This window comes from Microcystis flos-aquae FACHB-1344 (assembly GCF_014698375.1).
GTDB lineage: Bacteria > Cyanobacteriota > Cyanobacteriia > Cyanobacteriales > Microcystaceae > Microcystis > Microcystis aeruginosa.
On the sequence record NZ_JACJSW010000110.1, the window covers coordinates 1 to 2483 of the forward strand.

1 protein-coding gene and 2 pseudogenes are annotated in these 2483 nt (G+C 39.5%); all 3 read right to left on the reverse strand.

Translation table 11 applies throughout. From position 1 onward, the window contains the following. Positions 1–62: 62 nt before the first annotated feature. Positions 63–548: pseudogene (locus tag H6G48_RS08935) on the reverse strand (IS607 family transposase); the annotation flags it as partial. A gap of 164 nt (positions 549–712) precedes the next feature. After that, a complete protein-coding gene (locus H6G48_RS08940) occupies positions 713–1828 on the reverse strand; it encodes an ATP-binding protein (protein ID WP_190721146.1) in 1116 nt (371 codons plus the stop codon). A gap of 211 nt (positions 1829–2039) precedes the next feature. Further along, a pseudogene (locus tag H6G48_RS08945) lies at positions 2040–2228 on the reverse strand (IS200/IS605 family transposase); the annotation flags it as partial. Positions 2229–2483 lie beyond the last annotated feature (255 nt).

The window sequence follows — 2483 nt, forward strand, 5'->3', positions numbered from 1 at the left end:
CGACAAGAGAAAGAATGAATCACTGCCATTAAATCTTCAATGAGTTCTTGTGGAGGTGATCAAGTTTGAGCATTAGCTACTATTAGCTTACCTTCATGGCTTTTTAAAAAGTGTTCAAAATATTCAAACCCGAATCGGCATAATCTATCTTTAAAGGCAATCACTAAAATCCCAATTTGTTGATTTTCAATCATTGTCATTAGTCGTCAGAATTGAGGACGAGTATAATTTAATCCTCCTCCAATTTCTTCGATGACTTCATCAATAATATAACCTCTGGCTAAACAAAACCGTTCTAAAGCTTCTATTTGTCGAATCAGGTCTTGTTTTTGTTTGGCCGAGGAAACTCTGGCATAGATAACCGTTTTTTTCTGAATTTGTGGTTGTTCTAGACTTAACGCTTTGTAGTAATCTTCTTCGGTATAATAGCGGTGTCCCGATGGGAGTCTATGGGCAGGTAATTTTCCGTTTTTATCCCAAATTCTTAAGGTTCCTATGCTCCGGTTAATCTTTTTGGCAAATTCACCTGGTTTGTATCTAGCATTCAATCACTGACTCCTAATATCTGCTATACTTTAAGTAACTAGACACAATTAATTGCACATATCTAACCACCTCTTGCCTTTTGCCTCTTGCCTATTGCCCATCCTAACCAAGAAGTTAATTTTGTCCCATTACTTATAATATCTTAGCAGATATAGTTAGCTTTTTGCTACCTAAACGAAGCAGGTAAACGGACAGAAAAGCTACTACCCCGTTCTAATTCTGAGGTGACGCTAATAGTTCCCCCATGAGCATCGATAATGCGACGGGAGAGATAAAGTCCTAACCCATTGTTGGAACTGTCTGGGGAACCGGAGTACAGGCGCTCGAAAATCCGGGGTAGTTCTTCTGCTGAAATTCCTATACCAGTATCCTCGACGACAATGGTGACAAAAGTATCTTCCTCTGTAGCGGGGATGAGATGAATTTTCACATCACCCTTTTGGGTAAATTTAATCGCATTGCCGATGAGATTGGTAAAAACGCGCCGCAGTTCCAAGCGATCGCCAGTTAGGAAAATTTCCCCGGCATTTTCGGCATTTAAGCTTAATTCTAGTCCTTTTTCTCGGGCAAGGGGAGTTAACTGCTGACAGACTTCTTCGAGAATATCGATAATCTTTAATTTAGTAAAATTAAGTATCTTTTCGCCGTTTTCATAACAATAAACTTCCAAAAGATTATTAACCATTTCCAAGAGATTTTGATTACTGCGAATAATCACATGAATGACTCGACTCATTTCGGGAGTAATCTCACCGTATAAACCTTCTTGAAATAGTTCTAATATATGATTGACAGACACTAAAGGAGTTCGCAAATCGTGGGTCATCCTCGAAACAAAATCTTCTTTTTGTCTAGCCAATTGCTCTTTTTCTTGTTTGGCAATCGTCACTTCTTGTTCCGCTTCATAGATGCGTAGGGCGTTTCGCATCGCTTGATTTAAGCGCAAGGCAGAAAGACGAAATTTACTCAGATAATCGGAAGCACCGGCTTTCATCATATCTACGGCAATTCCTTCGTCTCCGTGACCGGTTAAAACAATTAGGGGTATTTTAAGTCCCTGTTGCCGAATTTCCCGCACCAAAGTCAAACCATCTCCATCGGGTAGAAGATAATCGATAAACATACAGTCGAAAAGATTATTGGACATCTTTTCTTTAGCCTCTTGATAGTCAGCGGCTTCTGTTATTTCTATCGCCATCTCCGATGTTCTTAAGAATCGGCGCACGGCGATCCGATCTACTTCATTATCATCAACAATTAGAATTCTTAACTGGTTTAACATTGCCAATTTAAATCTGAATTTCATTACTGTCTGATCTACCCTGATATAATACCTCGAATCGGGTTCGATGGTCAAGACATTTTCGAGGTCGATTCTTACAGCTTTTTTCTTAAAGATGAAGTATAACCTAATTTGCTATCTCAAGGTCGCGAGAGGACTCCCGTTAAACCGCTACGCAGTTAACGGGAGATGAATCGCCACCGGAATGAAACTAACGCGGTAGGGTTTCCACTTTTGGGGAGTTTTGGTTCTCGACGTATTTTTTTAGTTGTTCGACAGTAACGCCGCCACAACTAGCCACGAAATAACCTCCCGTCCAAAAATAAGGTTTATTGTCGAAATACTTGGCCGCCAAATCCGGAAATTCCTTTCTAATTAAGCGACTACTAACTGTTTTAAGGCAGAAGTGTTGAACGGGGAAAAAAGTCGTACAAAATTTGATATTATAGATAAGAAAACAAAGTAAATATACACCAATAAATGTGAATAAGCCATGCTAACAATTTTCCCAAAACTAATGAAAGAGCTTCTCAAGCCACTCCCCAAAAATGACTATCCCGCATTAAGTACATTTACTTTTGTGTCCTGTTGGATAGGTTTTGCACTGGATAAAAGTATCGTCAGCATGAGAGACTTAAGCGCACGCCTGAAAATG